The organism is Paraburkholderia sp. ZP32-5 (genome assembly GCF_021390495.1).
Lineage (GTDB): Bacteria > Pseudomonadota > Gammaproteobacteria > Burkholderiales > Burkholderiaceae > Paraburkholderia.
This window is the reverse complement of record NZ_JAJEJP010000002.1, coordinates 2,998,188-3,024,615: the sequence shown is the minus strand read 5'-3', so window position 1 is coordinate 3,024,615 and position 26,428 is coordinate 2,998,188. Positions and strand designations below refer to the sequence as shown.

Below are 26,428 nucleotides of genomic sequence, written 5' to 3'. Positions count from 1 at the left end.
GCATGGTAAAAACACGAGAAAACATGGAGACGCCCTCAATGACGGCATCGACCGGATCGAAGATCGGGCAGCGGCGCCGCATCGGCCGCGGCGCGCTGGAGGTGAGCGGATTGAGTCTCGGCACCGCGCCGCTCGGCGGCCTGTACCGCGACCTGTCCGACGAGGAGGCCCACGCGACGATCGCCGCCGCATGGGACGCGGGCGTGCGCTACTTCGACACCGCGCCACACTACGGCTGCACGAAAGCCGAGCATCGGCTCGGTGCCGCGCTGCGCCACTATCCGCGCGGCGACTACGTGCTGTCCACCAAGGTCGGCCGCCGCTTCGTGCCGCGCACGTCGCCGTTCGACGACCGCGAAGGCTGGCAGAATCCGCTGCCGTTCGAAGCGATCTACGACTACACGCACGACGGCATTCTGCGTTCGTTCGAGGACAGCCAGCAGCGCCTCGGCATCGTCGATATCGACATCCTGCTCGTGCATGACATCGGCCGTGTTACGCATGGCGACCAGCATCCGCACTACTGGCGGCAACTGACCGAAGGCGGCGGCTTTCGCGCGCTGGAACGGTTGCGTTCGAGCGGCGCGATCAAGGCGGTCGGTCTCGGCGTCAATGAAGGCGCGGTCATTCTCGACGCGCTGGCCGAGTTCGATATCGATTGCGCGTTACTCGCCGGCCGTTATACGCTGCTCGAGCAGAGCACCCTCGACGACCTGCTGCCCGCCTGCGAGGCGCGCGGCGTCAGCATCCTGTTAGGCGGCGCGTTCAATTCGGGCATTCTGGCGCGTGGTGTCGCGGGCGATCTGAAGTTCAACTACGGCGCGGCGCCGGCCGAGGTGATCGAGCGCGTTGCGCGTCTGGAGTCGGTATGCCGCGAACATGGCGTGCCGCTCGCCGCCGCCGCGTTGCAGTTTCCGTATGCGCATCCGGCGGTCGCCACCGTGCTGACCGGCGCGCGCAGTGCCGACGAATTGCGCGAGAACGTCGCGTCGTTCGAGTTGCCGATTCCCGCCGCGCTGTGGTCCGCGTTGCGCGAAGCCGGCCTGCTCGACGTTCGCGCGCCCGCTCCCGAGGATTGATCCGACCATGGCGATCGACGCTCACCAGCACTATTGGGACCCCGCGCGAGGCGATTACGAGTGGCTGACGCCCGAGCTGACCATCCTCTACCGGCCGTTCGGCCCCGCCGATCTGCAGCCGCTGCGCGAGCAGGCGGGCATCGAGCGGACCGTGGTCGTGCAGGCGGCGCCGACGCTCGACGAAACCCGCTATCTGCTCGACATCGCGCGGCACGAGCCATCGATTGCGGGCGTGGTCGGCTGGGTGCCGCTACTGCTGCCGACCGCGCCCGAGTTGATCGAGACGCTCGCGCGCGAGCCGAAATTCAAGGGCGTGCGACCGATGCTGCAGGACATCCCCGATGACGGCTGGATCGCCAACCCCGAACTTGCGCCGGCAATCGACGCGTTGATCGCCCACGACCTCGCGTTCGATGCGCTGATCTACGCGCGCCACGTCGAGTACGTCGAAATCTTCGCGCGGCGCTTTCCGGTGCTGCGCATCGTCGTCGATCATGGCGCGAAGCCGCAGATCCGTTACGGCCACGCGGGCTATCAGGTGTGGGCCGATGCGATCAGGCGGCTCGCCGCGCTGCCGCAGGTGCATTGCAAGCTGTCGGGCCTCGCGACCGAGGCGGCGCCTGGCTGGACCGAAGACACGCTGCGGCCGTACGTCGAGCATCTATTGAATGCGTTCGGTCCCGCGCGGCTGATGTGGGGCAGCGACTGGCCCGTGCTCGAACTGAACGGCGACTATCTGCTGTGGCATTCGGTGGCGAGCACGCTGCTCGGCTCGTTGAACGACGCCGAGCGCGATGCGGTATTCGGCGATAACGCCGCCGCGTTTTACCGGCTTTGATTTGTTTCTGGCCAATTGGCAACTCTGCAATAACTCTGCAACGTTAGCAGCCCATTCAACTGGAGTCGTAGATGACACAAAGACTGGCCGGCAAAACGGCCTTGATCACCGCGGCGGGACAAGGCATCGGTCTCGCCACCGCCGAACTGTTCGCGCGCGAAGGCGCGCGCGTGATTGCCACTGACATCCGCATCGACGGACTGGCCGGCAAGCCGGTCGAGGCGCGCAAGCTGGACGTGCTGGACGGTGCGGCGATCAAGGCGCTGGCCGCCGAAGTCGGCACCGTCGACGTGCTGTTCAACTGCGCGGGCTTCGTGCACGCGGGCAACATCCTCGAATGCAGCGAGGAAGACTGGGATTTCGCGTTCGACCTGAACGCGAAGGCGATGTACCGGATGATCCGCGCGTTCCTGCCGGGCATGCTGGAGAAGGGCGGCGGTTCGATCATCAATATGTCGTCGGCGGCGTCGAGCGTGAAGGGCGTGCCGAACCGCTTTGCGTACGGCACGTCGAAAGCCGCGGTCATCGGACTGACCAAGGCCGTTGCCGCGGATTTCGTCACGCGTGGTGTACGCTGTAACGCGATTTGCCCGGGCACGGTGTCGTCTCCGTCGCTCGAACAGCGAATCGCCGCGCAGGCTCAGGCGCAAGGCGCGACGCTCGACGCGGTGCAGGCCGCGTTCGTCGCGCGTCAACCGATGGGCCGCATCGGCAAGCCGGACGAGATCGCCGCGCTCGCGCTGTATCTGGCGTCCGACGAGTCGTCGTTCACGACGGGCCAGGCGCATGTGATCGACGGCGGCTGGTCGAACTGATCTGATCCTGACCGATCCGATCGACAAACCGAACACAACTGAACTCAAGGAAAGAGCAACGATGAAACTGCTTCGTTATGGGCCGAAAGGCCAGGAAAAGCCGGGCCTGCTCGACGCGCAAGGCAAGATTCGCGATCTGTCGAAGGTGGTGGGTGATATCGATGGCGCCGTGCTGAGCGATGAAAGCCTCGCGAAACTGCGTGCACTCGATCCGGCGTCGCTGCCGGTCGTCGAGGGCAATCCGCGTATCGGACCGTGTGTGGCCAGGATCGGCAAGTTCATCTGCATCGGGCTGAACTACGCGGATCACGCGGCGGAATCGAACCTGCCGGTGCCGGCCGAACCGGTGATCTTCAACAAGTGGACGAGCGCGATTTCAGGCCCGAACGACGACATCGAAATTCCGCGCGGCTCGAAGAAGACCGACTGGGAAGTCGAACTCGGCGTGGTGATCGGCAAAGCGGCGAAGTATGTCGACGAAGCTAATGCGCTCGACTATGTGGCTGGCTATTGCGTGATCAACGACGTGTCGGAGCGTGAGTGGCAGATCGAGCGCGGCGGCACGTGGGACAAGGGCAAGGGCTTCGATACGTTCGGCCCGATCGGCCCTTGGGTCGTTACGCGTGATGAGGTTGCCGATCCGCAGAACCTGAGCATGTGGCTTGAGGTGGATGGGCATCGCTATCAGAACGGCAGCACGAAGACGATGGTGTTCGGCGTCGCGAAGCTGGTGTCGTATGTGTCGCAGTGCATGAGCCTGCAACCGGGTGATGTGATCTCGACTGGTACGCCGCCTGGGGTTGGGATGGGTGTTAAGCCTAATGCGGTGTATCTGAAGCCGGGGCAGACGGTGCGTCTTGGGATTGAAGGGTTGGGGGAGCAGACGCAGAGGACTTATGCGGCGGAGTGATATTCCTGCCGGGCGCTTTGGACTGAGTTAGTCGGGCGCCGAGTTTTGTAAGCAGTGTTGCAGTAGGAAAAGGCCGTTCCCGTTTTTTGTGGGAGCGGCTTTTTTTTCGTTCATCGACGCTTTTTCTGGGGCGCGGTTGAGTACTTTCAGCCATTGCCTATTTCACTGGGTCTTGTTGGGCGGTAGGTTGATGGGTTAGTGCGGGTTCTGCTTTGTTGCGACGGGCAGTGCGCGCAATACGTTGTCGCTCGTAGACGAGTGACCGCTGCCAACTCACAAATACAGGGAGGCGTTTATGACGGGTAAGGAAGAATGTCTGCTTTGCCGGGTGACCTATTAAAAATTTCCGCCGCCGAACGGCACGCCATCTCATGGCGCTTTGCTTTGTTGCGAGCGTGGGCAACGCCAGCGCCTGTACTGTCTCCGAGGATATGACGAGTAGCTTGCCTCTCAACTCAACGGAAACTCAAAATTCTGATCGCCTGAAGATCGCCGATATGATGCTTGCTGCGAAGCAATGGCCGGATGTCGAAATTAGAGGCATCGTCTACGCGGGAGGTTATATAAAAGAGCGAGATGCGAAGGCTATAGCGGTAGCTCGCGCAGCCATCCTCAAGAGCTACCTGGTCCAACTTGGTGTGAAGGAGGGGAATATTTGGCTTGATACGAGAATCATCAAGGAACCAGATATCGATGACAAGGGTGTTGAAACACTCGATCAGATTGCGGTAACGCTTGTCCCGATATGTGACGGCGGATGCGAGCGGCTTTGTAGTGACCCGCGCGTGATGCCTAACAGCAAGGCGGTTAAGTGATGTTCGTCTATGGGTATTAAATTGATCGCCCTAACGATCGGGGTGCTATCTCTATCCGTCAGCGCGCAAGCATGCGACACGGCTCGGAACCTTCCTGGTCAAAATATCGATCTGTATTTCGAGAAGAATTCGACCCAGATATCTAGCGATCAAACTCTGAAGATGGCTAACTGGGCTATCGATATGCGCCTGAAGTATCCTATTCAAGAGGTGTTGTCGGTCAGAGGATTGGCTGAAGCAAACGAAAGAGAACCCGGAAAATTGGCGCTGCAACGCGCTGACAAAGCGAAGGCCATGTTGATGCAATTTGGCCTTACTCAGGTTGAGTACGATATTCACGGCGCAATCTATCGTCCCTTAGTTCACTATGTCGAATTGCCTGAAACGATCAGACGTGTCGAGATTGAGCTATCGCCCGGATGTCCTAATAATTGCTGTGACGGAGAATAGATTGCAGCATTCGAAGAAGCTGAAGGGGAGAAGCAGTGTTGTGGCCGCTTCAGTTGCCATGTCAGATTGCCTTTATCGATCAACCGCACACGCTCTATGAGTAAAAGCCGAGATAGAGTTGCGACGATGACTGGACGGTCATTCGCATGCGGCAAAGATGCGTTGGGTTGACGGGCTGCCGTCGAGGCGTTGACCGTCGATACCGGGATGGCCGGCTAGGCCGACCATGGCTCCGGAAGTGGTTATGCTTGACTGTTTTGATCGCCGACTAAGACGCGTCGAGCGGTTACTGCACGGTGTTCGAGGTCACCGTGTCAGTGGCTTTTGCGCTGGAGACAGGCACTTCCGTTTGCTGTGCTCTCGCGCGTTGCGATGCCTCGGCAAGCAGCTTCGCTGCATGGCGCGCGGTGATGCGGCTGTGTGGGACGCCCTTTGCGTCGAGAGCGATCACCTGAAAAAGCTCGCGCTCGCATTCGAGTTCCTGTTGATATTGCTCTGCGGTGTCTAGAAGTAATTCGAGCAACGTCTGACGCTGGCGTCTTTCGTCGCGTGTTATCGCACGGTTATTACATATCGACGATGCGAGGGTGATCAAAGTCTCCAGTTGGCTTACCTGTCGGTCGCATAAGTCGAATGCGGAAAGGGCAAGCTTTTCGTACTGGAGTGCGTCGACGGCGGGACGCGAAGCCGGTTGATTTTTGACGGACCTGGTCATGGTGCGATCTTCTCCCTGTTGCTTCCTGGATCGCCTGGTCACTCGCTTTTGGGGAAAGGGGTGAGCGGGCACGAAGTAGGGTTGACAGACCGGTGTTACGTCAAGCCGGCGAGCCTTGCGGCTCCCCTACCAAGGCCCGCCCATTGAATATAGACGTGCAGAGGTAAACGCACTCCCGCCTTGGCGGGTGTGCGGACGTAACAATTAGGCTGTCAAACCTAGTCGCTGGGTGTCTCCCGACGACTTAGTAATTATACGGCAGCGGTTATCTCACATTTGACTTATTGGGCCAAATGTTGAGATTTTGGCCGATTGGATAAGGGTGCGGTGGGCGAAGAGCACCTCGGACACTGGGCTGAATTGATGCGCAAGTTGGTAGGTGGGTGAGTCGCCGTTGTCGCAATCGTTGGTGCTCTAGCCGATAACGGGCTGATAGGTGGCCGCTCGCAGGGAAGTCGGAAGACTGGAGTCAACGGCGGATTCAACCGGTCGATGCAACGATTTGGTTAAATCGCTCAGCCGGCGTATCGAAGTCTAGTGTTTTTCGGGGACGTTCGTTGAGCCGCCTGGCGACGGCATCCAGTCCGGCCTGTGAGTAAGCAGACAGATCAGTACCCTTGGGGAAGTATTGCCTCAGAAGCCCATTCGTATTTTCGTTCGAACCGCGTTGCCAGGGATGATGTGGGTCGCAGAAATAGACCTCAATGTCGGTTGCAACGCTAAAGCGGTGGTGCTCCGCCATTTCCGATCCCCTGTCCCACGTCAGCGATCTATAGAGTTCTCTCGGGAGTTTGCTGGCGTGTCGTATCAGCGCGTCGACCACAGCCGCAGAATCCTTGCTGGGCACTTTTACCAGCATCACGAATCGACTTTGACGTTCGACGAGAGTTGCAATCTGGCTCGTCGCGTTGCCATACAGCAAGTCACCTTCCCAGTGCCCAGGTATTGCGCGATCCTCCGCCGTCGCGGGGCGTTCACTGATCGACACGGCGTCGCGAATGTTCGTGCGACCCTCAGTTTTCAGTGTGTGATGACGGGATCGGCGCATGGTTCGAAAGCGTCGCAAGTGCTCAAGCAGTTCTTTTTTCAGGGCACCACGAGCTTGAATATAGAGGCTCCGGTAGATTGTCTCGTGCGACACCAGATAGTCCTTGTTGACCGCATAAGCATGCCTGAGCCAACCGGCAATCTGCTCAGGGGACCACTGCAACTTCAGCTTTGCAGCGACAACTCGCGCCAGCGTCTGGTTTCGCATAAGTTTGCAAACCTTCGGCCGTCGTGCCCGCTGCCACGCGATCGCATCCGCCTGGCTTGCCCGATAGCCCTGGCTGCCCCCGTTGCGCTGCAACTCACGACTTATAGTGGAAGGGGCGCGTCCCAGCCTGGCTGCTATTGACCGGATCGACAATCCGGACACCAGTGAACGGGAAATCTCCTCGCGCTCCGCGAGCGTCAATGCCTGTGGCGCACGGTGCCTTTGCGGCGGCTGGATGCCACCGTTCTCCGATAGTATTCGCTGAATCGAAGAATGGCCCCGATCAAACAGTTTGGCAATCTGATGAATCGTATCGCCCTTGCGCCATCGGTCCCACATCAGCGCTTTCTGGGTCTCGGAGTAATAAATTCTCGGTCGCTGTTTCATTTGCAACTCCTCCGCTGCTCACGCAGATTCTAGGTGTTGCATCGACCGGTTGAATCCGTCACCCTTTTCGGTCGGTCGAGATATCAGATCTGTGCAGCGCATCAATGTCACATACGCGGTCACTATCTTGCCCACCACTGGGACATTTAGTTGCCTGATCGTCGCGAGGGGGGGCGCCTCTTCACTACAGTGACGGTCACTGATTCGCTTCCTTCAACTGGTCCAGTTGGAGTTTGTACTCATATTCGGTGTAGAAGTCCCGCGTCGGCGTAATCATCAGCCTCGTCCGCAAGAACTCCTGACCGAAGGTTTCGTTGCTCGCTGTGCGTTCAAGCAGAAGGAGTAGCTGATAGATTGAGATGCTCCACGATTTGGAAAAAGGCGTTTTCTCATAGAAATCACCGTCACCTGCCCGCGTCGCGGCTCTTCTCAATTTTTCGAACCACACATGTAAGTCATTTAGCTTGCTCTGCTGCTTTGGATCCAAAGTATTAAATGTTGCAACGCATCCTGCTCGCAAGAAGTGCTGCAGGAACGGTCGATCGTGCAGACTTCCAAGCTCGCCGCGCGTTATCGAAACTTTGAGAACTTCTCGACCGTTCAGCTCAATCGTTGATTTCGATGAATCGCCTTCCAGCGATATCGCACCGTGTTCTTGAAGAACAGCGTGCCTCTCCATGGCCTGAGCTTGTGGCCGGACCAGAGCCTGAGCAAGGTCTCCTAAAGCGGTGACATCATTGCCCGCGCGTGCTGCCCTAGTAAACATCTTGCTCTTCAATTCGAAGAAGCAAATTAGCGTCGTCGTTTCCACAACTGCATCGCATTCGCCACTCGACTGCCCGGCTTTGTACTCGCCGTGCAGCACGGTGACGCCGCGCTCTTCCATCTTGGCACGCACAAATCGCTCGAACAGTGGTCCCATCGCTTCGTCGTCAAACCGCTTGTTCGGCCAGTTGTTCTTGCACCAGTCGAGTGCTGCGTTCGCAATGGCTCTCGACGCCATGGGTGGTGGCTGCATCACGAAAGCTTGGCCGTCGGCGACGAGAGGCCGGAAAGCCGCGTCTATGTCGTTATCACTCGGTGGATATGCGAGTTTTCGGTTGACATCTTGTGGGTGACAGAATACCTCGCATAGCAATTCTGCTGCCGGTTTGAGATCGAGATTCGAAGCGAACGCTGCATCTTGCACGGCAAATATGGAGAAGTCATGCGGCGCAACTCGCTCACAAGCACGTAACATTCTCTGGGCGACCGCAAGAATCTGATCAGCCGTTCTCCCACGCTTGTCTTCCAGCTTGGCGAGCGGCTCCTGAGACATAATCCATTGAATGTATTCGCGGGCATGCGACGGCTTCGCTTGAGCCACCAGAAAGACGGAATCGTAGACCGCCGACTTCTGCATGATGCCTACGATGTCCGACGGTCGTGCGAATATCAACTCGAAGCTACTTACGGACAAGTCAAGCAATGCCGTTGCCCATGTCACGAGGTCGACGAGTCGGGCAAGTGTTTCTTTTGGTTTGGAGGCAGTCGGCTGATGCGCGAAATAGCGAAGGCCCAATTGGTAAAGATAGGCAAGCGGCCTTTCCGGTGGTGCATCGATCTGTGTTGTCTTCCCGGCGCGCCCGAGTCTGAATCGACCCGTCATCTTACTGTAGTGGGGTCCCATTGCGCCGGCTGCACTGAATGCCAACGCGCGCCCCAAAGAGGCGGACAAACCGGCTATCTCGTCCGCCAATCGTTGCACCTCCGAATCCGGGACATTTACGCCACCGCTGGCCGGCAGGTCGATCTGATAACCAAGCCCCCTCAAACCGCGAATCGCCTTGGAGAGGGAAGTTATCCGTGTATCCGCAATCCACTGTTGGTCGGCGGATAGGCCCGTGCGGAATCTAGCTGCGTGCGTGAAGGCGAGTTGGACCGCGTAGGTCCAATTGCTCGTCGGCTCTACCGAGTTCCCACGCTCTTTGAGCGCGTCCTGGAGCGCAAGTGCGACATCGCGGTAGGGATCCGGAGAGGATTGGTCGCACATGAAGCGAAATCCGAGGTCAGCAATGAATCCACGGACATCCATGCGCGCTTTGTCGCTGTCTTCGACTCGAAAACAGCCCCGTATTTCTGCAAGAGATTCGTTAGCTTTCAGCTTCGCCAGATCCGGTGCCGACGGGGTGGGGCATGAATCAACAAGTGCTTTAAACAAGGTTAGGTCCAAATATCCTCCTTGAACAACGCTTAGTGCAGAGCACGGTGATGTTCCGCGATCGGCGCGACAGCTTAACGTATCAGCCTCATCGAGTCGTCACCTCAATGACGGATTGGCCGACGATTCAACGTGGATCACAGGCCTCAAACGGCCGTTGACGGATGCGAAGTGGTCGCTCGAATGTCCAATTGATCGAAGCAACGAGAGACTCTTCTGCCGATCTCTGCCTGATGCCGTCGTCCCGACACGACTCAACTCGGCCGTCCTGTACCGCACGGCCCGACGGCGGCTTTCAAAGGTGCAATGGCCTTTCCGTCGCGGTGTCCGCATCGATTGGGCGAGCACAAACGCGTGCGGCAATCCACTGTGCCCAAAACCAGCGTTTAAGTTCAACTAGTCATTCTGCGCGGAAGCTTCACATTGTGTTTCCGCTCCCATTCCAAGTCAGGGAACTTTGAGCCTGACACGACGAAGTCTTTCAATTCAAGGAAGATGCGCATTGTCTCAAGCGCCGCATTCGCATCAGGATTCAATGACATCGGTAATCCACCGTTTGCGCGGAAATTCAGCTCGTGATATGCGCAATTCACACAAAGTAGCGGCCAATACCAGTCAGCACCAATATCCGGGTGAACGTCACCAAGTGGCTTGCGCACAGCATTTAGGATTTCTATCTCGGCCCACAGTGTTCTATATCGAAACAGTACACAATTCCACTTTTCGGTCAACGTCATGTGTGGTCGGACACTGCAAAGCCATTGCCTAAGGCCCTCCTCACTCTCGGCCAAAAGCGCTAGGTTTTGCTTCAGTTCGCCAGTAATGCCCAGCCAACCTCTGAAGCCACTCTGATCGTTAAGCGGTGGTGCATCCATCACCAGTACCTGTAACCGCCCAAATTCGAACATCAGTGGAATCAATCTATTTCTGATCATTTCCAATGCACTTTTCTGCTGCAAAATTTGCAAGATGACCACGGCCCACTCATTTCTATAGTGATCGATATAGTTTTGATTGAAGTCCTTTGTGATATCACGATTACTTGTCCAAAAACGATCGATGGCAATTGATGCCTCAACGAACGCGTGAGGATGCAGGGTCACCGGCGGAGTCGTGAACGACTCCCGTAGCTTCTTAAACATGACATTCCTCGTGTGCGATTAGATCAGGTATTGCGACACACGCGTCCCGCTCGACATGCACACAATATTGCCAAACCCGCTAATGTGACGCGCCGCACTTTTGCCTTCCGCAGCATTACGCCTACGCTGTATTCGGTGTCAGGGGATAAAGCTTACCGGGTCTATCGATGATTTGAGGAGGACACGCGCTCATATCTTAAACATCCACTTCATTTTCTTGGCGGCAGCCAGAATTTGGTATAAATCCATGCTCCGACGCTTCCCCAGAGCAGACCGCCAAGAATCGCCATGACGCACGTCGAAAGTACGAAATTGAATAACGATTGATGTTGCGGCCAATAACGGACAACTCCATTGATCGCCATCAGCGCTGACGCAATGACAATGCCTTTTTTGTGTGCTTTCGGATCGATATGCATGTTGAATATTGAACAGGTCCCATTTTCCGCAGCGCTTGTGAGTATACGCAACTCGTTTTCGACCGAGCAAGTCACCAAACGCGTCCATTTCCCGTAGTGCCTCAGAGATTGACTCGTAATCTTCTGTCGTCGTCAGCGGCCCTCGACACATTCATCGAAAATGGCGGGGCCTTGGCGTCACCCGGCACACACCGCTACCCCGGACTGTGAGCAGGGATGCGACGCCGGCTTGCGGTGATCGAAGGACCGCTTGCGAAACGGAGCGGCCGTCTCAATCTATTGGCGACGCATCGAATAACTGTCAAATAGCCCGCAACACTTTAAAGGCCACTTCTGGCGTCAAAACATCCATTGGAAAGTCTAGTTGTACCGCCGGGATGGCTATCGGACTGAGGATTGTCCTGCGCGCCTGTTAGCTTCTTGGAAAAGCTCCAAAAACTCGGGGGTATGCTGACCTGTTAAGAGAAAGCCGAGTATGCCAGGCAGCACACTTCGCAAATGGCTGTAGTCGTCCCACGCGAGCGGCGCAAATGGCATGTCGCCCAAACGACTACCCGGGTGCAGCGTCTGAATCCGTTGGTTGTAGAATTCCTCGAAGTAGCGCGCATTTTCGCCGTAGCTTAAACCTAATGGTTCATCGAAAGTTCGATAAAGCCAAGTACCCGCATCACGAGAACTCGGCGAAGGAACTCCAGATTGTTTCAAATGCCGCAGTACAAGTTCGAAGGATGCGTCCAATGCTATGAAAGTGTTGATCGTAGCTTCCTCTCGAAACTCGTATTCGAGTGCGAGCATATCTGCCTTGATAAGCGCATAAATTCCGCGAAGAAGCACCAAATTGCGGAGGGAAATTCTGTTCCAGAAGGGAGGCTGAAGCTCCATTTGCAGCCAATCGCTTGGAAAACACTGAAATTTGGTCTCTCCGATCGCAGCCCAGGCATCTTGTAGCCCTCGCCAATCCACATGGCCCCGCGTTTCAAACAGTGATTTCTTGATCTGGACGAGGGTGCCAGCCTTCTCCAGGTCAATGCCGCCATCAATATATGCATGACAGCGAGGAAGAAGGCGAAATGTACACCGTTGCCCGCCGTCGAAACGTTCCGTCATCATCAGTGATCCAAGCAGGCGAATCTCTTCTGGATCGAGCCACATGACATCACTGTACGGCAAATGATCCGGCCACTCTGTACAGCGAGCTACCATGAACGTCAGATTTTCGTCGGCCCAGAACGCGCTGTGGCGCGTACTTATCCTCACTTTCGGATAAATGCCGGAAGGCCGAAACAACGTTACTCGCATCTGATGCCGACCGTCCATCGCAAGATTCTTCCGATTTGCGAGAACAACCCGATTTATCGCTCTATAGGTTTTTCTCATGCATTCCCTTGGGCATTCTTTGCGAGATCAATTCTTTGCCGCTTTCGTTATGATACGAGCGTTCGTTCGAACGGCGTTCCAGTCACGAACTGAGTGGCCAATTCAGGCATGGAAGCGACATCTGAATGCCCCGGCCAGGGTTCAGGCGAATGTTCCGTCTTGGCCGAACCCGGTCCGATATGTCCGGCCCAGTTCGACCATGAAGTGACGCTCACTTCGGCCAGAAGCGGACATCCCATCGCACGCTACGAGTGCCCCACTGCCCGGACGACTCGGGTCCTGAGTCTCCTTGCTATCTCGACGAGAGGTGCCCTCCGCGCCCCCGCTGCGATCTCCTTGCACTCACACAAAGCTTACTGGCAGCAGCCCAACTCGTGCCGTAGCGCCGCGACTCCCAGCAATTCACGTGCTCGATCGCCAGGATCGGTCAGGCGATCAGCTGCATGCGCTGCCGCGACGAGCGCTGCGTTGACAATCTCTTTTCGCTCAAGGACGACTGCGAGGCGCGCGGCATCGAGAGCCAGCCTCACCGCTTCGAAAGAATTCCCATCGCCGACGATTGCGACTATGCGTGATAGGTAGCGGGCTGCATCTGTGGTTCGTTGCTGGTTGATCGCATTGACCGCCATACCAGGAAGCGTAGCGCCGTCGGTATTCTTAATGCAGGTTTCGTCGTCCGGTGGAGGTTTGCCCCCCGGTCTCGGCGCCTCACACACTTCGATCCAGGTATGTCGCTTGTACCAAGGGCCGAGTTGGGTCAGTACGTTTTCGAAATCGCTGGTATTTCCGCTGCGATAAAGCTCGATGGCGATAGCCGACCGCAAGCTTTCACCTAACCCAAGGCTCGCCCCGGTGATTGGCCCCAAGGTTGCCCCGACTGCGACGATCTGATTGGAGGCGGGAACCGAAGCAAGTGCAGGCTTCAACAAAGCAGTGGCTCGAGCGTAATCTCCGACGTCGTTGAAGGCCTGGGCGGCATCCAGGAAATGGCTGGCCCGAATGATATCTCGCTTGCCTGCCTCGATTTCCTCCGCAACGGCACGCGCGCCCTGCACATCACCCGCCTCCACCCTGAGGTCGACGGCATCTCGCAACAGGTTCGAAGCCCAAGGCCAGTCCGGCTGCTTGCGTACATCGGCTAGCGCGGAAGTGGTGATGTCAAGCGCGTCGCGGATATGCCCCGCGCGCAAGTATGCGCGGGCGATAGCGAGCTTGAAGGTAGCGGCCGTCGACCTGGAGCTCGCACGTTCAGCCTCCTGCAGGGCTCGGGAGGGTTCGCCCAGCGCAAGCCAGGTTCGAGTAGTCATGTCACCTATCAGCTGCACGCCCTGGTAATCGACCATGCCGGTCCGCTCAGCCCGTTCGAGTGCCTTCCTTGCGGCGTCCTTGTCTCCCAGTGCCAGCCAGATCCGGGCAAGATCGTTCCAACCGTCCCCTTGCTTATTCTCGGGCAACTGTTCGATTGCACGCGGCAATCGCGAATTCAGAATCTCAGTCAGCGTAGCGTTACTTCCCCTGATCAGTATCCTTCGCTCGAACAGATCAGCGAGTCCGACTTCCACTGCTGTCTTCGGTGAACGATAGATGATCCGATCCGCCGTGAGGGACAGGTAGTCGGTCAGCCTGCGGCCACCTGCCGGATCTGCCGCTACCAGTTTCTCCAAAGGCGCCAGATCCGCGACCTCGTTTGGTGCCGCCCATGATTGAGCCGCGATCTCACCGATTACGATGTCAATGTTGGCCTGCTCCCATTGAAATCCCTGCGCCCTGGTCCGGTCCAGTTTGGCTGTCATCGCACGGGCGTAATCGAATTGGCCAGTGCGTACCAGGTTATTGATGAAATTCAGCGAATCGTCCTGCTTGATTGAGCTGGCGTTTCGCACGGACTCGCTTACAAGACAACTACTGTCCGCATAGCAGGCGGATTGAAGGCCGTTTGCGGATGCAATATCTGCGTATAGCGCGAGGCACATGCCTGCCACTTTGCAGAGGATACGTAGTCTTCTGGTTGATTGTTTCTCGTGCATCGCAGAGCGCAGAAAACGGGTCAGGAGTTCGCCCGATTGTCGCCAATCTTCATGGGTTAGTCCAACGACCGACAATGGCCATATCTCACCGAACGTCTTAGCGATCGCGTCGGGCGCACATTTCATGCGCAAGGCATTTTTTAGCCATTCGAGTTGCTGGCAAAATCTACCCTTTCGGCAAAGAGTAATTACGAACGATGAACCCGATACTATTGAGCGATTTCCATCATGAAGGTCGTGGGCCAGAACTCATGAAGGTCCACTACCGCGGAGCCAGCGGTCGAGCTATCGTCGCCGTAGACTATTTTTTGCCCGAAGACCCATACACACCGGAAAACTTTCGGCATCTGCGGTTTTTGAAGCCGCAGGTATTCATGTTCACGCCAGAAGAGGTTGAGCCCTATACGCGCGAGTTCAATCCGTGGGAGGGGGAAACGAGGTTCGCAGCAGTCGATTTTGGCAAGTCCGCCTGGCTTCTGCGATTCAGCTCTCGGCACCTTGGAAACTGCAGCCACTACCGCTTCATGTTCTACGACGAGTTTCTGGACGTGATCTGCGAGGGTGTTGAGGCCGGTCATGGAGCGTATCCCGGTTGACGACCGCAGAGGCGGCGTTCGAGTAACTGATTCATCGTCGCGACGAATGACTCCTGCTGGCCGTACTCAGGCCAACGGCGAACGAAACAAATCTACCCCAAGCCGCCGGTCGGAGCCTACGAAAGCGGACGCACGTCATACCCTTGCACCTGTTTGAAGGCGTCAGTCACTGGAGTGTCATCCGCACAAGCTAAATTCGCGCGCTGAGGAACGGCCCTCGCGAGTTGTCCGTGCCGATCTGCGGAATTTGCAGTCGCATTTATAAATAGATAGTGCAGGGCGGACCAGGATCCAGCCGACGATAACGCGCGTTTGACCAACGCCACGACTCCAGACCAAGCAGAAATGAACCACAAACATTATCTCCGCATGGTTGCCGCCACATCATGTGTGATTCTCGCGAGCTGCGGAGCGGGAGGTGGAAGCGACGGCGGTGGTGGAAGCCAAAGCAGCACCACGCCGGGTCCCGCGATCATAGATAACGTTCTTATGTCATCGGAAACGGCGGCTAACGCCGTGGTCGTAACGGTCAATCACGCCGGCTATCTGCGTGCCTTTGGAAATGGCACCGATCAGCCATTGACGTTCGGCCTCGGAACCGTGCCGTTGACCGGTAATGCCAACAGCGCCACGGGCAACGGCTGGGTACCGTCGTCCGGCACGTTTGTAAAAGGCAACGCGGCTCTGAGCCTGAATAGCGACGGCAAGACCTACTCGCTACAGGTCCAGGCACCGAGCGCGACCGCGTCGGATTCGACACTTACGCTCAACAGCATTCTGATCGCGCCGACAGTTGCATCGCTAGCTGGAACCTATGGCGCCGCGCGGTCAGAACAGATCGTGATTGCCGGTACGTCGTTTAGTGGCACCTACGGCCTCTACTGCACCTGGAGTGGCAACCTGACGCCGCAAATGAATACTGTGGATGTCACGAACATCCAGTTCGCAACGGCGACATCCACACTGAATCCCAACTCGATCGCGTGCCCCTATGCAGGCCAAATCTACACGGGGACAGCCTTCTTGATGGGACCGAGTGACGCTTACCCGAAGGGGGTGTTCGTGGTCCAGTGGGACGACGGTGGCGCAAATACGCCGACCGATGTTAATGAACACTACTTCGCCAGGAATTAAGCTCCTCGCGGTCAAATTTCTCTCCTGGCCCGATCGGCGCCTTTTGCGAATCGCACATCCAGACTGTGCAGCGCGCGAAGGATGGCCGCCGTCGCCCTAAGTACTCGACCAGACCACCGTCCAAAGCCTGCCCGATCCCACTTCGATACGTTCAAGGTGCGGCAGGTCGCTGGCGCGGCGAATGAACATCGCCTCCACCTCGGGTCTTTCGACGAACATATTCCTTACCTGAAGATCGATCTGCGTACCGGCAGCCAGATGGGTCGTCCATTCGTGGGCAACTACGGGCCGCGTGTTCCTCGTCTCCGGCACATTCATCGCCGTCGGCTGCAGCGCTTCGCTTGGATGGCCGCCTTGCCAGGTTCCAAGCGGCGCCCTTCCCGACGCCGCTCGATGGGACGAGATGCTGGCGCTTCGCCCGAAGCCCGGCGTCGTCGCGGCCGTCGGACGTGCCACGCCCTGACTACCCTGCCACGCGACGCGCTGCGGACTCCACAAATCGAGGATAGCCCGGAATGCAGCGTAGTCCGCCACACGGAATTCCCGCTGGTTGGCGACGAAGTCCTGGTACGCCGATTCGATATCGATCCAACGGTAGCCCCGGCCTTTCAGCTCGGTGGGGATTCCGATGCCCAGCTTCATCCTTGAAAAAGCATGAAGGCGGTTCAACTTGTCACGGAAGTTGATATCGGCAGGCATGCGGGCAACCCCAACGAAAATCGATAAAGGCAGAGCCTAGAACGAATGCCCGATCCTCGCATCCCCTGTTCACGGTAGTCCGCTTACTCAGGGCAGGAAGCCGACTGCCATGGGAAACGGTCTCGCCTTTCGTGTGCAGGCACAACGCAACGCCTACCCGACCTCGACGCGGTTACGGCCCGACTCTTTCGCCACATAGAGCGCCCGGTCTGCGCGCCGCATCAACGCGTGGACATCACGCTCTCCCGCTTCCCGCGTGACCACACCGATACTGACGGTAAATGAGATCGGCTTCACGCGCCACGCGTGCTCGAAATCCTGTTCCTCGAAGCGGCGTCGCAGCGTCTCCGCGATCCGGCACACGACCGCGGCGTCCGCGCCCGGCAATGCCGCGACGAATTCCTCCCCTCCCCAGCGCGCGAACAACCCGGACTCGTGCGGAATCGACACACCGACCTTCGCCAGCACCCGCAGCACTTCGTCGCCGATATCGTGGCCGTAGGTGTCGTTGATCTTCTTGAAGTAGTCGATGTCCAGGATAAACACAGACAGGAGGTCGTCGGTGCCGAGCACCTTTTCGACAAAATCCAGAAACTCGCGGCGATTCGCCAGGCCGGTCAGAGCATCGGTCACGGCCTGCTTTTTCAGCAGTTCGATGAGCTCGGCGCGCTCGCGGATATCGCGAACAACTGCCGTGAATTCGATGACGCCGTTCACTTTTATTTTTGAAATTGCGATTTCGACAGGGATGACCGTGCCGTCCCGATGCAGTCCGTACACGCTGTTGCTTTCGTCCATGCGGGGCGGTGTGGTCGACCGCAGGCTCATCTGTACGGAGTCTGCGAACTGCTTGACGTTCCGGGAATGATTCGCGCGAAACCTTTCCGGCAACAGAATTTCGATCCGCTGTCCCAGCACCTCGGCCGACTTGTAGCCGAACAGGTTCTCCGCCGCGCGATTGAAGAACGTGATGTTGTGCTGTTCGTTGATCGTGACGATCGCGTCGTAAGCCGAGTCGACCACCGCCCGAAAACGGGAAGCGCTCACTTCAAGTTCATGTATCAGCCGCATTGCCGAGGCGGTATCGAAACCTGTCACGATGACTTCGTGCACGGCCGTTCCACTGCTCGTATGTCTGAGAGGTTTAAGCGAGAGGCGCCACGTGTGTACACCGTCATGAAGGGCGAAAGACTGTTGCAGTTCCTGCGCCGCTCCTGACGTGAAGCATGCCCGTAGCTTTTCGCGCAACTCGAGTCCCACCTGTTTCGGAATCAGAGCGTCGAACGGGATGGGGAACGTGTTCCAATCGGCAGCCATCCCACCCGCCATCTGGATGAACGGGTCGTTGCAGGCACTGATGACGAACTCGCCGTGAGCATCGCGCCCGACGACAGCGAAGCTGACCACCGCGCCGTCCGCGTATTCCTGTGATCTGTTACTCAAATCCGACATAGCCTTACCTTGCGACACGTTGATGCGGCACCGACTCAGGTAGTGATCGGTGTTGCCCAAACCGCCGCGTCGACTTTTGATATCGGCAACGCGCCGGAAGTCTTGAGGGGTGAAACCCGACAGGACAGGATGAAAGTTCTTCCGGTTCAGCGACAAAGACAATCCGTCCCGGTGTCTCACCTGCCGCTTCGCGATTGCCTGAGCTTCACACGTAACGCGTGTTGACACTGTCGACAGGCTTGAGCGCATACTTGCGGCTCAGCAAATGTCGTTCAAGGGGCTTACGAGGGTTCGAGACACCTCGTTCGCTGCCCATGTTCAGCCCGCTGTTAGCAAAGCGAAAGTACCTTGTCATAAATAGAACGATTCAAGGAGCTGCATATGCCAGCGCATTCGCCGCAAAGCGCACCCTCGCCGCATTACTCGCATTCATCGAACACTGTATCTTCCGCTACTGCTGCCGGATCGACCGGTGCCGCATCCGCTCTGACGATCGCGGTGGATGGTAAAGCACACGTTGTACAAGCCACGCCGGATACGCCGCTGCTCTATGTATTGCGCAATGAATTGAATCTCACCGGGCCGCGATTCGGCTGCGGCCTCGCGCAATGCGGCGCATGCACCGTGCATCTGGACGGAGCGGCTGTGCGCTCATGCGTGGTGCCAGTCGTCGCGGCGGCAGGCCATCAGATCACCACGTTGCAAGGCCTTGCACAAACCATTCCCGCGGAACAGCGTGTCGATGGCTTGCACCCGGTACAGCACGCGTTCATCGAAGAACAGGCGGCGCAGTGCGGGTACTGCATGAATAGCTGGATCATGAACAGCGCGGCGTTCCTCAAGCAGAATCCGCATGCGTCCGATGCCGAAATTCGCGCGGGCCTAACCGGACTCAAATGCCGTTGCGGAACCCATATCGCGATCTTGCGTGCCGTCAAACGTGCGGCCAAGGCCATGGCGTAATGCCCACCTGGACCTGGAGATCGACATGCCCAAGATTGCATTGAAGGTTTCGCGGCGACAGTTCCTCGGCACGGGCGGCGCGTTGATCGTGTCGTTCGCGTGGCCAACGCTCGCCGGCGCAACGACGGCGCCGGAGCGAGCGAATGTCGTCGCACATGGGGTGCCGCCCGATGCGGTGCTCGAACCGCAGAGCGCTCCCTGGCCTGCCACTCTGCCGCCCAACCAGCTCGACTCGTGGATCGCCGTCACACAGGATGGCGACGTGATTGCCAGCGTCGGCAAGATCGAGGCGGGCATGGGCATCAGCACCGCGTTCGCGCAAATCGTCGCTGAGGAGCTGGATGTACCGCTGTCGCGCGTCACCGTGAATATGGGCGATACCGCCACCACGGTCGATCAGCGCGGCACCGGCGGCAGCAACGGTATCGAAGATGGCGGCAAGGCCTTGCGTCGCGCAGGCGCACGGGCGCGGCAAGCGCTGGTGCGCATGGCTGCGCAACATCTGCAGACGGACGAAGCGCAATTGACGGTGCGCGACGGCGTCGTACAGTCGAAGTCCGACGCGGCCAGACATATCAGCTATGGCGAGCTGGTCGGCGGTGAACAGTTTCATGTGACGGTCGACGAACATGTGCCGCTCAAGGATCCCACAACCTACAGCGTCGTCGGGCAACCGGTGCCGCGCATGGATATTCCGGCCAAGGCACGCGGCGAATATCACTACCTGGTCGACCTGAAGCTACCCGGCATGCTGCACGGGCGTGTGATCCGGCCGCCGCAAGCCGGCGCACAACTGGTTGAGGTGCCACGTGGCCAATCCTTTCCGGGCCTCGTCGCGATCGTGACACAGGGCAACTTCGTGGGCGTGGTATGTGAACGCGAAGAGCAGGCCATCAGCGTTTCCCGCGATTTGCAGATCAAGTGGACCGAGCCCGCCGCTGCATTCGATTCCGACTACGACGCGTTGTATGCGCGCTTGCGCAACGAAGCTGCCGTGGTGTCCAAAACCGCGCAGAACGTGGGGGACGTCGATGCGGCAATGGCTGGCGCGCACACGAAGCTTGCCGCCGATTACGACTTTCCGTTTCATTCGCATGCGAGCATGGGACCGGGATGCGCGGTTGCCGACGTCAACGCCGAGCGAGCCGTGATCTGGGCTGCGGGTCAGAAGCCCTACCCGCTGCGCCACGCGCTGGCGCAAATGGCGAATATGCCGCTGGAGAAGGTACGCGTCACATGGATGCCCGGCCCCGGCTCCTATGGAATGAACGATGCCGATGACGCGGCGATGGACGCGATGCTGCTCTCGAAGGCCGTGGGCCAACCCGTGCGCGTGCAATATATGCGCGCCGATGCGGTAGGCTGGGACCCGAAGAGTTCCCCAACCAGTTTCCGTATGCAGGGTGCGCTCGACCGCGACGGAAAGGTCGTCGCGTTTTCATATCTGGCGCGCGGGTATTCGAGCCTGATTCGTCCCGCCGGTACCGAAGTGGCCGGCGACACCTTGTCCGCGCAGTTGATCGGCGGCTTTCGCAACACGGGTGCGCAGGCGTTTCAGTTAGCCGACGAGCATTATCAGTTCGACAACAAACGCCGGCGCAGCGACCTGCTCGATTGGGAACGCTCGCTTAGCACAGGGCTGCGCACGGCTCACCTGCGCGATCCGGACGGCATGGCAACCTGCTTTGCCAGCGAATGCTTTATCGACGAACTTGCCGCGGCTGCGAAAGCCGACCCGGTGGAATTTCGCCTGCGCTACCTCACGGACGAACGCGACAAAGGCGTGATTCGCGCTGCCGCTGAAAAAGCCGGCTGGCAGTCGCGTCCGTCTCCGAGGCCCGCGCAGTCCGGCAATGTGGTGATGGGGCGGGGCATTGCCTATGCGCCGCGCGGCAAGACCACGGTGGCACTGGTTGCCGAAATAGAGGTGTATCGCGATACCGGACAGTTCCATGTCACTCGCTTCGTGGTGGCACACGACTGCGGCTATGTGATCAACCCGCGCAATCTGACCGGCACGATCGAAGCGAACCTGATGATGGGCATGAGCCGCGCCAAGTATGAGAGCGTGCGCTTCGACAGCCATCGGGTCACTAGCGTGGACTGGCTCACGTACCCGATCGCCGAGATCGCGGATGTGCCCGATGCGGTGGAAATCGTGATGGTCAACAACCATCCGGACCATCCTTCTTCAGGCGCGGGTGAGCCTGCCAGCAGGCCGATGGCAGCGGCGCTGTCGAATGCATTGTTCGACGCTACTGGTATTCGCTTCCGGCGCGTGCCGTTTTCGGCTGAGGTGTTGAAGGCGGCGTTTGATAGGCAGGGGGCGATGGCGTAGGCAGGGCCACCAATCCCAGGCTTCGACCAGAAAACGATCCGCCGGTTTTGACGGCCATCTGCAGAATCGTTCAAAGACGACCCAACTGACAAGTCGCCACTTTCGCCGGTCTGTAGCGCATTTGCGCTACAGACCGGCGTGCCGCCTATTCATAGAATCGCATCGTTCCACGCAGTGCTCCACGTCCACGCTTACGCCCTCGGCGAAGTTATTGGTCAAACCGTTTCGTCGGATCGATGTCCGGAAATCACATCATTGAAAAGTGTTTGGATGCAATACGGCGACCTTGGAAAGCAATGGGTTTGATCGCTACGGATGCAAACCATTGATGGCGTAAATGCATGGGCCAATTTTTCAAACCTAATAGCAGGTTCTCATATGCCATTCGCGAAAAAAACGCGCCGCGAATATGCGGCCGCTGCAACAATAGCAGATCAGGGGATCAATCTTTCTCTTGCAGCCAAGTTTGGGCACAATGGCTTCACGCACATGCTGTTCCTCTATCTGCTGCGTGAATACCGAAGCAACCCGACCAAAACTAAAGCGATCTTCATTTGGACCCGCTGCATTAAGCATCTTGGGGAGCCGTACCGGGCCGTTCTCGATGGAAGTGATAGTGATCCGCGCGTGATAAATATTGAAATCGATGAGTGCGGGACTGGCGCAGAAGCAGATGCAATCGTCGCCACCCTGAAAACTACTATCCAATTGATCGAGCAGTCGCGAGCGGCGGCGGTGCAGATGAACCGTTTCAGCCGGGTGTTGAGTTCTGCGTCCCGCGTGCCTAATCTCACCATATTCGATGCATTTGAAGAGGCCATGTTGGCCCGGGTACGGGGTTCGGTGTGGCAGGAGATCGAAAAGGAGGCGCATAACGACAAAGTCAGAGCTCAGGAAGCGACTGCCAGCATCCTCAGGTTGCTCCCCAGGTTGCGTACGGATCTCAAAGAGGCAGGTTTTGTCAAGGTGGACTTGGCCTTGGCAGCAGTCAAATAGTTAATGGGTTGGCTACGCCTGACCGCTCTTCAAGTTGATTGCCGAAAAGCGGCTAGTGGAATTCTGCTTCCTGGAAGCGGTCAGGCGGCGGTGTGTACTCGCGACCCGTTGCGGTCTTTCGCATCTCTCCAAAGCGGTCAGTCACAGTGCATCGAATCATGGCTTGCTATCAAGATGGTTTGATCGAAACAGGTAACTCGAATGAGACGGCCGGAAATGGCCGCGGTCTTCGAACAGTTACTCCTCGAAAGCCAGTTGAACCGTAATAAAACCTGTACATCCTACGCCTGTAAGAATCTTGCCCTCGCTGAGGCGCAGGTAGCTGCCGGATGCCATTGCGCAATTCCATTGCACCGGTCAGATAGAAATTTCGCCACGACGCCGATTCCGACTGATAACCCAACTGCTCATAGGTGTCCGCCAGCAACTGCTTGGCCGCCATGTTTTGTGGCTCGGCAAAGACGACGTGATTCACGACTTCAGCCACCCATCGGTACTCGCCTTTGCTGTAGTACGCATGCGCCTTGCTGAGAACCGCGGCCGAGCCGCCCATGAACTCGACGTATCGCTTGCCTGCATCGGTTGGCTGCAAGCGGTGCAGGTTCGCGGGAACGCCGTCGAAAAACCCGAGGCGCAGGTTGTATTGCGCAACGGCGTCGTGGTAGACGGTGCCGTAGTAGCTTCGGCAGAACCAATGCTTCGCCAGGCTATCGGGCAGACGGATCGCTTCGCCGATTTCAAGTGGCGTCATGCCCTTGTTGGCCATGCGCAGAACCTGATCATGCATGTAGCGATACATGTCGCGTTGCGCACCAAGGAACGCGACGACGCGATCGTTGCCCCACGTCGGCCAATAGTGCGAGGCGAACACGACCTGCACGTCGTCGCCGAACATCTCGAGCGACGACTGCAGGTATTTCGACCAGAGCAGCGCGTCGCGGACCTTGGCGCCTCGCAGCGTGTACAGATTGTGAAGCGTGTGGGTAGCGTCTTCCGCGGCGCAGAACGCCTTGAACTTCGGCAGGTAGAACATGTACTCCGACGGTGCCTCCGATTCCGGCGCCATCAGCACCACCATCTCGACGCCGTCGAGTGTCATTTTCTGCCCGGTCTTTTCGGCAAAAATGGACGGTACGGCATGCGTGATGGTGCCCACTGAAGTGGTCTTGCCCAAACCGCCGTCGACAATCCCTTCGGGACTGCGAGGCAGCAGCGAACCGTACATGTAGCTGGCGCGGCGCCCCATCGCATTGCCGGCAATGACGTTTTCGCCGACGGCGGCTTCCGTAAAGCCGGTTGGCGCCACGATTTTCACCTTGCCGGATTTCAGGTCGTCGTCACTGGCGAGTCCGCGCACGCCGCCATAGTGGTCCACGTGACTGTGCGTATAGATCACGTGAGTGATGGGCTTATCGCCGAGGTGCGGGACAACGAGCTGCTTCCAGACCGTCGAGGCCACCTCGGTCGTGATGAACGGGTCCACGACGATATAACCCTGGTCGCCCCGAATGATGCTCATCACGGACAGGTCGTAGCCGCGAACCTGCCAGATGCCATCCACCACCTTGAACAACCCGTGATTCATGTTGAGCTTGGCATTGCGCCAAAGACTCGGATTGACCGTCGGTGGCGCATTGTTTTCCGGACCACTACTGACGAACTCGAACTGCTGCAGATTCCACGCGGGAATATCGCCTTGTCCCTTGATGATCACCGGTTCGGGAAGCGTGGCGATCAGTCCGCGTTTGGCGTCTTCGAAATCCTGGGCATCCGCGAACGAAAGGAACTCTGCGTACTGTTTGTTCAGCGCGATGGTGGCGGGCGTTGCGGGCTTCGACGCCGGACTGGTTGATTTGGCCATCGCACCTGTTTGCGCCAATGTCTCGCCGACCACGCCCGATAGCCCCGTTGCCACGCCAGCCACGGCAACGTTTTTCAGGAAGGCTCTGCGGGTTCCGCTTTCCGCCGGATCTTTCGGGTCGGACATGGCTACCTCCATTCATGTTGCGCGAGCAGGCTTGCTACGTCTCTTTGCCTTCGAACCGATCGCCAGGGGACTATCTCGACGACTACTTCGGAAAGATCCGGTTCGGGACGCAGCAATGTGTGAATGACTCGATGAGTTATTGGTTTTCTTAAAGCAGAGTCACTCGCCCGTCAGCTTATTTGGCATATGTCTGGAATGGTATTGGCCTTTGGTCCTACGCCGCGAGATAACGGCAGGGATTGAAAATTGCTGCGCGTCGCTTCCATTTAGTTGGGTATAGGACCTTGGTCCAATACCCCGGAAATCGGCAGCTACCTACACTGGACTATGGCCAACGGCCGGACTCCGGACTAGTAGGACGCACAAGTCCTGCGAGCACGGACCCGCGCTCACGCGACAAACAAAGAGAGGTGCGCAAAATGCCGGAGACGCTGACGCGGGCTGACCGCGAGGCCGCAGGACGTTTCGCCCGTCAGCATGCGCCTCGCTCTGCAAACGCAACCCCTGGGAACGTCGACCGCGATCCCGTCAAACTGCTGCAGGAAAACAGCGCCGGGCGCGTGGAAGCACTCGTGCCGCTGCGCTACGGGCGTATGTCCGTGTCGCCTTTCACCTTCTTTCGCGGCAGCGCGATTCTTCAGGCGCACGATCTGGCCAAAACGAGCCACTCTGGAATCACGTTTCCAATCTGCGGCGACGCGCATCTGATGAACTTCGGCGGCTTCGCCACGCCGGAGCGCCAACTTGTGTTCGACCTCAACGATTTCGACGAAGTCGCGCCCGGCCCCTGGGAATGGGACATCAAACGGTTGATGGCCAGCTTCGCGATAGCAGGCGAGCACATGGGCATCGAGCGCGGGGCGATCAAGGACGTCGTTTCGACAGCGGTGCACGAGTACCGCGACAGGATGCACCAGTACGCCGATTGCAGCGCGCTCGAACTCTGGCACGAGATCGTCACCTTTGAGCGGATGATGGAAGCGGCCGCCACGGCCGAAGGTCGACAACTGATCAGCAAGACGCTTGAAAAGGCAGCAGGCCGCACGCACGAAAGCATGCTCCGCAAGATGGCGGTGCTGCAGGAAGGCCGCTGGCGCATACAGGATGCGCCGCCCGCCCTGTTCCACCCTGGCGGCCCCAACTCCCTGCTCGGCAAGGACCAGAAGTGGTCGGACACGGACGAATGGAAAGGCAAGCTTGCCACCGCGTTCGACGCGTATCTGCAGACGGTTTCATCCGACCGCCGTCAGTTGATTGGTCAGTTCGAATTGCACGATATCGCGTTCAAGGTGGTGGGCGTCGGCAGCGTCGGCACCTCCTGTCTTGTGATGCTGTTCGTCGATAGTCACGGCAAACCGCTGTTCCTGCAGGTCAAGGAAGCACGCCAGTCAGTGATTGCGCGCTTCTTCGATGCCGATGGGCCCGCGCACCAGGGCGAACGGGTCGTCGCCGGCCAGCGCCTGCTGCAGGCCGCGAGCGACTCTTTCCTCGGCTGGACAACGGGCCCCGCAGGCCGGCACTTCTATTTCCGCCAGTTGCGCGACATGAAGGTCTCGGCCGAGGTGGAGCGCATGAACAGCACGATCTTTCGGGGCTACGCGCGCATCTGCAGTTGGGCGCTCGCTCGCGCTCACGCCAAGGCGAGCGGCAAAGCCATCGAAATCGCGTCATATCTGGGCAGTGGCGACCGGATGGCCGACGCGCTGACCGACTACGCGTTCGCCTACGCCGAACAGAACCACAAGGACTATGACGCGTTTATGCGCGCGTGCCGGTCCGGCAAGCTGGAAGCGCGAAGCGACGAGGACATGGCGGCGGATTTTCGTATCTGACC

General features: G+C 58.3%; 22 protein-coding genes. 11 read left to right on the top strand and 11 right to left on the bottom strand.

Features of this window, described 5'->3' with window-relative positions:
- Positions 1 to 38 precede the first annotated feature (38 nt).
- The 6 genes from L0U82_RS32225 (at position 39) to L0U82_RS32200 (ending at position 4,907) form a co-directional block, all read left to right on the top strand.
- Positions 39 to 1,079, top strand: a complete 1,041-nt coding sequence (locus tag L0U82_RS32225) for an aldo/keto reductase (RefSeq protein WP_233837585.1) — start codon at positions 39 to 41, stop codon at positions 1,077 to 1,079.
- Positions 1,080 to 1,086: 7 nt separating this feature from the next.
- Positions 1,087 to 1,917 (top strand): amidohydrolase family protein, encoded by an 831-nt coding sequence (locus L0U82_RS32220; RefSeq protein WP_233837306.1) that lies wholly within the window; start codon positions 1,087 to 1,089, stop codon positions 1,915 to 1,917.
- Between the two features lie 71 nt (positions 1,918 to 1,988).
- A complete protein-coding gene (locus L0U82_RS32215; protein WP_233837304.1) occupies positions 1,989 to 2,732 on the top strand; it encodes an SDR family oxidoreductase in 744 nt (247 codons plus the stop codon).
- 61 nt (positions 2,733 to 2,793) lie between these two features.
- Positions 2,794 to 3,642 carry an ureidoglycolate lyase gene (locus tag L0U82_RS32210; protein WP_233837302.1) on the top strand — a complete coding sequence of 283 codons (849 nt, stop codon included), beginning with the start codon at positions 2,794 to 2,796 and terminating at the stop codon, positions 3,640 to 3,642.
- Between the two features lie 371 nt (positions 3,643 to 4,013).
- A complete protein-coding gene (locus L0U82_RS32205) occupies positions 4,014 to 4,457 on the top strand; it encodes a hypothetical protein (RefSeq protein WP_233837300.1) in 444 nt (147 codons plus the stop codon).
- A 9-nt stretch (positions 4,458 to 4,466) separates the two neighbouring features.
- Positions 4,467 to 4,907 carry a hypothetical protein gene (locus L0U82_RS32200; RefSeq protein ID WP_233837298.1) on the top strand — a complete coding sequence of 147 codons (441 nt, stop codon included), beginning with the start codon at positions 4,467 to 4,469 and terminating at the stop codon, positions 4,905 to 4,907.
- A gap of 286 nt (positions 4,908 to 5,193) precedes the next feature.
- Here L0U82_RS32200 and L0U82_RS32195 read toward each other — a convergent pair whose 3' ends face one another.
- The 8 genes from L0U82_RS32195 to L0U82_RS32160 all read right to left on the bottom strand — a co-directional run bounded on the left by L0U82_RS32195 (position 5,194) and on the right by L0U82_RS32160 (position 15,007).
- Positions 5,194 to 5,622 (bottom strand): hypothetical protein, encoded by a 429-nt coding sequence (locus tag L0U82_RS32195; RefSeq protein ID WP_233837296.1) that lies wholly within the window; start codon positions 5,620 to 5,622, stop codon positions 5,194 to 5,196.
- Positions 5,623 to 6,103: 481 nt separating this feature from the next.
- Complete coding sequence (locus L0U82_RS32190; protein ID WP_233828879.1) at positions 6,104 to 7,264, bottom strand: IS30 family transposase; 1,161 nt, start codon at positions 7,262 to 7,264, stop codon at positions 6,104 to 6,106.
- Positions 7,265 to 7,460: 196 nt separating this feature from the next.
- On the bottom strand, positions 7,461 to 9,476 hold the full coding sequence (locus L0U82_RS32185; RefSeq protein WP_233837294.1) for a hypothetical protein: 2,016 nt from the start codon (positions 9,474 to 9,476) through the stop codon (positions 7,461 to 7,463).
- 380 nt (positions 9,477 to 9,856) lie between these two features.
- Positions 9,857 to 10,606 carry a hypothetical protein gene (locus L0U82_RS32180; protein WP_233837292.1) on the bottom strand — a complete coding sequence of 250 codons (750 nt, stop codon included), beginning with the start codon at positions 10,604 to 10,606 and terminating at the stop codon, positions 9,857 to 9,859.
- 209 nt (positions 10,607 to 10,815) lie between these two features.
- On the bottom strand, positions 10,816 to 11,025 hold the full coding sequence (locus L0U82_RS32175) for a hypothetical protein (protein WP_233837290.1): 210 nt from the start codon (positions 11,023 to 11,025) through the stop codon (positions 10,816 to 10,818).
- A gap of 381 nt (positions 11,026 to 11,406) precedes the next feature.
- Positions 11,407 to 12,402 (bottom strand): hypothetical protein, encoded by a 996-nt coding sequence (locus tag L0U82_RS32170; protein WP_233837289.1) that lies wholly within the window; start codon positions 12,400 to 12,402, stop codon positions 11,407 to 11,409.
- Positions 12,403 to 12,755: 353 nt separating this feature from the next.
- The gene (locus L0U82_RS32165; RefSeq protein ID WP_233837288.1) at positions 12,756 to 14,285 is read right to left on the bottom strand and encodes a tetratricopeptide repeat protein; all 1,530 of its coding nucleotides are present in this window, start codon (positions 14,283 to 14,285) and stop codon (positions 12,756 to 12,758) included.
- 353 nt (positions 14,286 to 14,638) lie between these two features.
- Positions 14,639 to 15,007 carry a hypothetical protein gene (locus tag L0U82_RS32160; RefSeq protein ID WP_233837287.1) on the bottom strand — a complete coding sequence of 123 codons (369 nt, stop codon included), beginning with the start codon at positions 15,005 to 15,007 and terminating at the stop codon, positions 14,639 to 14,641.
- A gap of 363 nt (positions 15,008 to 15,370) precedes the next feature.
- Here L0U82_RS32160 and L0U82_RS32155 point away from each other — a divergent pair, with 363 nt between their 5' ends.
- Positions 15,371 to 16,159: a hypothetical protein gene (locus L0U82_RS32155; protein WP_233837286.1), complete on the top strand. Its 789-nt coding sequence runs from the start codon at positions 15,371 to 15,373 to the stop codon at positions 16,157 to 16,159.
- A 96-nt stretch (positions 16,160 to 16,255) separates the two neighbouring features.
- Here L0U82_RS32155 and L0U82_RS32150 read toward each other — a convergent pair whose 3' ends face one another.
- Both L0U82_RS32150 and L0U82_RS32145 read right to left on the bottom strand, forming a co-directional pair.
- Entirely contained in the window at positions 16,256 to 16,858 is a 603-nt protein-coding gene (locus L0U82_RS32150) for a hypothetical protein (protein WP_233837285.1), read from the bottom strand.
- 153 nt (positions 16,859 to 17,011) lie between these two features.
- A complete protein-coding gene (locus tag L0U82_RS32145) occupies positions 17,012 to 18,310 on the bottom strand; it encodes a sensor domain-containing diguanylate cyclase (protein ID WP_233837583.1) in 1,299 nt (432 codons plus the stop codon).
- Between the two features lie 381 nt (positions 18,311 to 18,691).
- On the opposite strand from L0U82_RS32145, the gene L0U82_RS32140 reads away from it, so the two are divergent.
- The 3 genes from L0U82_RS32140 to L0U82_RS32130 all read left to right on the top strand — a co-directional run bounded on the left by L0U82_RS32140 (position 18,692) and on the right by L0U82_RS32130 (position 22,607).
- Positions 18,692 to 19,273, top strand: a complete 582-nt coding sequence (locus L0U82_RS32140) for a (2Fe-2S)-binding protein (RefSeq protein ID WP_233837284.1) — start codon at positions 18,692 to 18,694, stop codon at positions 19,271 to 19,273.
- Between the two features lie 25 nt (positions 19,274 to 19,298).
- The gene (locus tag L0U82_RS32135) at positions 19,299 to 21,611 is read left to right on the top strand and encodes a xanthine dehydrogenase family protein molybdopterin-binding subunit (RefSeq protein WP_233837283.1); all 2,313 of its coding nucleotides are present in this window, start codon (positions 19,299 to 19,301) and stop codon (positions 21,609 to 21,611) included.
- 315 nt (positions 21,612 to 21,926) lie between these two features.
- Entirely contained in the window at positions 21,927 to 22,607 is a 681-nt protein-coding gene (locus L0U82_RS32130) for a hypothetical protein (protein ID WP_233837281.1), read from the top strand.
- A 169-nt stretch (positions 22,608 to 22,776) separates the two neighbouring features.
- On the opposite strand, the gene L0U82_RS32125 is transcribed toward L0U82_RS32130, so the two are convergent.
- Positions 22,777 to 24,594, bottom strand: coding sequence for an alkyl/aryl-sulfatase (locus tag L0U82_RS32125; protein WP_233837279.1), 1,818 nt, complete (start codon positions 24,592 to 24,594; stop codon positions 22,777 to 22,779).
- Between the two features lie 419 nt (positions 24,595 to 25,013).
- Here L0U82_RS32125 and L0U82_RS32120 point away from each other — a divergent pair, with 419 nt between their 5' ends.
- Positions 25,014 to 26,426 carry a DUF2252 domain-containing protein gene (locus L0U82_RS32120; protein WP_233837277.1) on the top strand — a complete coding sequence of 471 codons (1,413 nt, stop codon included), beginning with the start codon at positions 25,014 to 25,016 and terminating at the stop codon, positions 26,424 to 26,426.
- Positions 26,427 to 26,428 lie beyond the last annotated feature (2 nt).

Bases quoted from the DNA above. Each gene is read 5' to 3' on its own strand.
- L0U82_RS32225 (WP_233837585.1), top strand. From the start codon at position 39: ATGACGGCATCGACCGGATCGAAGATCGGGCAGCGGCGCCGCATCGGC.
- L0U82_RS32220 (WP_233837306.1), top strand. From the start codon at position 1,087: ATGGCGATCGACGCTCACCAGCACTATTGGGACCCCGCGCGAGGCGAT.
- L0U82_RS32215 (WP_233837304.1), top strand. From the start codon at position 1,989: ATGACACAAAGACTGGCCGGCAAAACGGCCTTGATCACCGCGGCGGGA.
- L0U82_RS32210 (WP_233837302.1), top strand. From the start codon at position 2,794: ATGAAACTGCTTCGTTATGGGCCGAAAGGCCAGGAAAAGCCGGGCCTG.
- L0U82_RS32205 (WP_233837300.1), top strand. From the start codon at position 4,014: ATGGCGCTTTGCTTTGTTGCGAGCGTGGGCAACGCCAGCGCCTGTACT.
- L0U82_RS32200 (WP_233837298.1), top strand. From the start codon at position 4,467: ATGGGTATTAAATTGATCGCCCTAACGATCGGGGTGCTATCTCTATCC.
- L0U82_RS32195 (WP_233837296.1), bottom strand. From the start codon at position 5,622: ATGACCAGGTCCGTCAAAAATCAACCGGCTTCGCGTCCCGCCGTCGAC.
- L0U82_RS32190 (WP_233828879.1), bottom strand. From the start codon at position 7,264: ATGAAACAGCGACCGAGAATTTATTACTCCGAGACCCAGAAAGCGCTG.
- L0U82_RS32180 (WP_233837292.1), bottom strand. From the start codon at position 10,606: ATGTTTAAGAAGCTACGGGAGTCGTTCACGACTCCGCCGGTGACCCTG.
- L0U82_RS32175 (WP_233837290.1), bottom strand. From the start codon at position 11,025: ATGCATATCGATCCGAAAGCACACAAAAAAGGCATTGTCATTGCGTCA.
- L0U82_RS32170 (WP_233837289.1), bottom strand. From the start codon at position 12,402: ATGAGAAAAACCTATAGAGCGATAAATCGGGTTGTTCTCGCAAATCGG.
- L0U82_RS32160 (WP_233837287.1), bottom strand. From the start codon at position 15,007: ATGACCGGCCTCAACACCCTCGCAGATCACGTCCAGAAACTCGTCGTA.
- L0U82_RS32155 (WP_233837286.1), top strand. From the start codon at position 15,371: ATGAACCACAAACATTATCTCCGCATGGTTGCCGCCACATCATGTGTG.
- L0U82_RS32150 (WP_233837285.1), bottom strand. From the start codon at position 16,858: ATGCCTGCCGATATCAACTTCCGTGACAAGTTGAACCGCCTTCATGCT.
- L0U82_RS32145 (WP_233837583.1), bottom strand. From the start codon at position 18,310: ATGTCGGATTTGAGTAACAGATCACAGGAATACGCGGACGGCGCGGTG.
- L0U82_RS32140 (WP_233837284.1), top strand. From the start codon at position 18,692: ATGCCAGCGCATTCGCCGCAAAGCGCACCCTCGCCGCATTACTCGCAT.
- L0U82_RS32135 (WP_233837283.1), top strand. From the start codon at position 19,299: ATGCCCAAGATTGCATTGAAGGTTTCGCGGCGACAGTTCCTCGGCACG.
- L0U82_RS32130 (WP_233837281.1), top strand. From the start codon at position 21,927: ATGCAAACCATTGATGGCGTAAATGCATGGGCCAATTTTTCAAACCTA.
- L0U82_RS32125 (WP_233837279.1), bottom strand. From the start codon at position 24,594: ATGTCCGACCCGAAAGATCCGGCGGAAAGCGGAACCCGCAGAGCCTTC.
- L0U82_RS32120 (WP_233837277.1), top strand. From the start codon at position 25,014: ATGCCGGAGACGCTGACGCGGGCTGACCGCGAGGCCGCAGGACGTTTC.